Annotated in this window: 2 protein-coding genes; both read right to left on the minus strand. The window is 40.7% G+C overall.

Annotated features, from left to right (window positions below; genetic code table 11):
• A partial coding sequence (locus V7M80_RS13025; protein WP_333696782.1) for an autotransporter-associated beta strand repeat-containing protein occupies positions 1-1,806 on the minus strand: 1,806 nt, incomplete at its 3' end.
• Between the two features lie 60 nt (positions 1,807-1,866).
• Complete coding sequence (locus V7M80_RS13030; protein ID WP_333696783.1) at positions 1,867-4,647, minus strand: alkaline phosphatase D family protein; 2,781 nt, start codon at positions 4,645-4,647, stop codon at positions 1,867-1,869.
• Between the last annotated feature and the right edge of the window lie 362 nt (positions 4,648-5,009).

Raw genomic sequence — 5,009 nt, forward strand, 5'->3', positions numbered from 1 at the left:
TAAAGCAACTGGAGCTCCGGCACCATAGGTATCACCATCCAAATCGGCATAGAAAGCAAAAGTGGCATGTTTAGTAGCATCGGTATCATCACAATCCGTAGCATTTACCGAATATCCGGCTGGAGGTGTGCTGGCATTCACAGCACATAAAGCAACTGGAGCTCCGGCACCATAGGTATCACCATCCAAATCGGCATAGAAATCAAAAGTGGCGTGTTTAGTAGCATCGGTATCATCACAATCATTTCCTCCTATCACGGTGAGTACATAGGATACACCCGGAGAATCGCAACTCAATACAGGTGTTCCGGTAGAATAACCATCTAAGTCGGCATCCAAATACCACAACACAGGGGTAACAACCTCTTGGGTTAGGACAGAACTTGTGGCTGTTGAAGGACTCACAAATCCTCCTGTAATAGAAATGGATACCTGAACTACTTGACCGTTTGTCAAGGCAGATGTAGTATAAGTCGCGGATGTACCGGTTTGAACCGGATTACCATCAACGGTAAAAATATAAGTCACAGTCCCTCCACCTGTTGAGGAAGCCGTAGCAGTAAACGTAACCGAAGTTCCGGCACAGTAAGGTGCAACTCCGGCACTGCTTTCCAAACTAACTGCAGGGGTCTCATTAACGGTTAAAAGTCCCGTTGTTGCATTAAAGGTTGCCGTTTTACCAACGCCCAATCCCGAAGTGGTTAAAGCAGAACCACTAGATAAAGCTCCGGGAACAATCACATAGGTTCCTACCGCTGGTGGAGAACTAAATTGAACTTGCAAACCACTAGATGACAGTGTCGCAGTGTAACCTGATTTTTCTATAACCAATTGACCGGCACTCACAGAAGTAGGTCCGGTATATGTTTGCGTACCGGACAAAACCAAAGTACCGCTTCCGGCTTTAGTCAAACCCCCATTAGAAACGGCTCCCGAAAAAGTAGTAGTTCCATTTACAACCGTGATAGTCCGGGTCCCTTCATTTAAATTTACTCCTCCGGTAAGAGTCAAATCACCGGTTCCTCCGGAAGATTGACCAAAGGTAACAGAACCCCCAATCAAAAATCCGTTAGAAAAAGTTCGGGCTGTTGCACTGGTGGAAGACAGAACTCCGCCATAAAATTCAAAAACTCCGGAACCAAAAGCGGTATTAGAACCCGCTCTCAATATCCCCTCATCCATTACAACTCCTAAAGTAAAACTATTTGATCCTGACAAATTTGCCGTACCGGCTCCAATTTTTTGAACCAATAAAGCATTAGAACTGTTAACTTGGGTAATGGTACCGGATAAGGTTAAGGTACGAGAATTAGCCACGTCCAATCGTAAGGAACGGGTAACATTATTTACATTGGCTGTAGAAAATGTACCTCCAAAATTCAAATCCCCTGCAGAAGCAATGATTTCCAATCTTCGATCAAAACGAGTAGCCCCGGAGGTGTTCCCTACCGAAAAATTTTGATCAAAAACATGAAGAGCCGTTGAGTTGTTACGAATCAAAGGAACTTGCCCCGAAAAATCATAAAAAGTAACGGTACCGGTTCCGGTTGTAGTACGGGTAGAATTAGCAGACGAAGCAACAAAAATTCGCCAGGTATCAAAACTACCATTACATGTTGCAGTTAAATAGGCATTGTTATCAAAATTAAGCTGACCAAAACCTGCGGCAGATGGGGAACCAATCCACCATCGATTGGAAGCATTCCAATTCCCATCCAAGCCGGAATCGCCTCGCCAAAAAAATTGAGTTTGGCTGTATCCAACAACGGACAAAAGCAAAACAAAAAGAAGTAATGTTTTTTTCATAATCAAATAAATTAAATTAACATGGGCACACCTAATAAAAAATAAATAAAAAATTTAAAATCAATAATCTTTCAATATCCGTTTGGTCACTTGATAAGAGAACCTGGATAATTCAATCAAATAAACTCCGGATGTATAAGCCTTCATATCCAAATCAAATTCTGAATGCGATGGAGTTAAAACTTGTTCTACTAATTTCTTCCCCTGCAAATCATACAACCTAAGGTGTGTATATAGCCCGGGGTATTGGAAACGTATTTTTACCGTATCCCTAACAGGATTAGGATATATATAAAATCCATCCGAAAGCGAATCCGTAACCATATCGGTCTCATTCAATGTGGGGGTAAAATTCCCAATCATCCGAAAATCAAAATACAAATCACTACTAGTCCCACTGTGTTGATGAACTTCTACTGCCACAACATTTTCTCCTTCTTGAAAAAGAGATAAATCAGGTAAACAAAACTTCACATACGATGGAGTTTGACCAACTACCGTGGTGGCAGGGGTTAAATAATCTATCGATGTGGTAGGAAGATGAGCTCGTCCAATTTCAACACCATTAAGGTAAACTACAGCTCCATCATCCAACCACAATTCGGCCCACGCAGCACGAAGCTCAGACAATTGAGATAGTGTAAAAGCCTTTCTAAAGTAGGAAGTTATATACTTTGAATTGGGATTGGGTCCAAATGAAATAGGGGTAGAAACACCTGTCATGCCATAACCTAAAGGAGAAGTACCGGAAACCCAAGATGAATCATTAAATTGGGGTTGCACCCAAATCGTACCCTGATTGGAACCGTTGTCCAAATACTTCCATGACGTTTGTGAAGGTATTAAAACCCGATTTTCCTCTGTTGGAGTTAAAGTACGGGTAAAAGAATAGGAACCCAAAGTAGTTTCTACTCCCGTATCCGGGTGCACGCGGTACAAGGTAAAAGTAATACCAATCTCAGACGTTCCGGTATCAGTAACATCAACTTTAGCATATTGACCGTGGTAATTAATTCCAGTCATCGGAACAATATTAGTCACAACTCCTTTAATAGAAACTGTATTGTAAAGTCCTGCCGCATGTAAAAGGGGATAATTTGGATTTTGAGAACATTCAAAACGGGGACAACGGTGATCTGAAAAAACACCCGAACAGTCCGTATTGGCACCATCATCAATCCCCGAGGCATGAGCATCACCCGAAATCACAAACAAATTGGCAATTTGATTTTCATTTAAAAATTGGAATAAAGCACTGCGTTGGTTTCGATAGGCAGCTGTACCCCCCCAAGAATCGGAAGTATCAGAAGTTATACCAAAACTGGAAACCCAACATATTATTTCTCCTGCAGCTTTGGCGGCCAAACAAGAATCTTTAAACCATTGCTCTTGTTGTGGACTCATAATGTAGGTTGGAGTCATTTCTGAACGCAAATCGGTAAGCAAAAAACGTACCCTTCCTATTACAAACGATTGATAAATCGAAGAATTCGCTTGTGAAATACCCGTCCCAAAAGGATAATGTGGTACATACTCCCGATATGCCTGTTTTGCACTCGAAGCACCAATAGAGGCCGCATTAGAATTATCACCGGAAAAGTCGTGATCATCCCAAACATAAGCTATAGGAACATTTCGAAACAAATCACGTGTGGGTGTAATACTCAAAATCCGCTCTTCATAAGGTAATCTATGAGTAAGCACTTGACTACTGTTTGGATCTGCATAATGCAAATCGCCATGTGCCAACATAAACAAGGGGCTCTTTTCTAATATGCGTTGAAAAACGGGACCGGTTGAATTGGTATTACAGGCTCCTGCGGTAAATGAAAACGAATGAGGACCCGATGCTGGGGTGCGAAACCTCCCAATAGCCTCAGGTCGGGCATCCAATACTCCGGAGGAAGAAATACCATAATAATAAGAAGTTTGAGGTTGCAATCCAGATACATTAAAAGAACCCATAAAATGGGTTGAAGCATCTACCGAAACAAATTCGCTAACTAATGGCATACTCAAATCAGGTGAGGTACTCACTAGCAATTGAGCAGATGAAGTAGGCAATGCCAACTTAGCTTTTACTTGTATAGAAAAAGGGGTCAATGCTCCACTCCATTGATGAATCACAAAATTAGGTATAGGAGCAGTATAAAGACCTTTCGTTATTTTGAAGTGATTGAAATACATATTTCGCATGCCTTCACTACCGCTTTGTGCCCCAATAAAAAATTGAATGCCATCAATTGGTAAAGCCGTTGTAAATACAGCTGTATAGGCACCTCCGTTTGAATTGCGACGGGTCATTTGAAACAAATACTGCGTGGCATTCATTCGGAATAAACGAACGTGCATAGGCAATACACCATAACTGTCACTGGCTCTTCCTTGGGTAGATTGTATTGAAGCTGAACCAAAATTCGTAATACTAAAAATGGAAGTACTACCACTACGAAGCACAAAACCTTTTGAACCGGTGTTTGCATCCCAATTAAGTACCCAATAAAACGAAAATTCATCTCCTATATCTAAAGATTCTGAAAAAGGACGATAAGCAGTAGAGTAATTGGTACTACTAGTAGCCCACATACCAAAAGCTGTTGTTCCAATCCCGGCTGTACCCATGCCATCATTCGCAGGATTACCAATAAACCTACCGGTATTACTTTGAGATTGAGTTACCCAAGGACCAAATCCACTCCCCTCGTTTGAACTATTGGGCCAATTTCCGGAATAATTTGAAGCTTGATCCGTAAAAACCTGAGAAAAAACACCATTAGAAAAAAGCAAAAGCCAAACCATCTGGTAAAGCCAAGCGGAATTAGAAAAGGTAAGTTTTGCCATAAAACGTATAATTAATAATCTTCAACCCGCTTTCGATGCTACTCCAACTTCAAAGCGATGCATTTAGTAGAAATAAAAAAAATAAAAACAACACTCAATCAACTGAAAAAAGGGTCTTTATTTTTTTTCACTTCAGATAGACTGGGGAACAATCATTCTAAACTACTGAATAAAATCATAATTTTTAAGGGCAATTAATCAAATTTACAAAATTAATACATGCAAAAAATACCAATCCTGCAACGAAAACGTTTTCGTGTTGATAAAATAAAAAGAAGCCAATCATAGAACCTAAACTAAGAGAAATTTCCAACCCCACACCCCTACTCCCAACCCACAACAGACAACAAAAAAAAGACCTC

It is taken from the genome of Flavobacterium sp. (genome assembly GCF_036759525.1).
In the GTDB taxonomy this organism is placed as follows: Bacteria; Bacteroidota; Bacteroidia; order Flavobacteriales; family Flavobacteriaceae; genus Flavobacterium.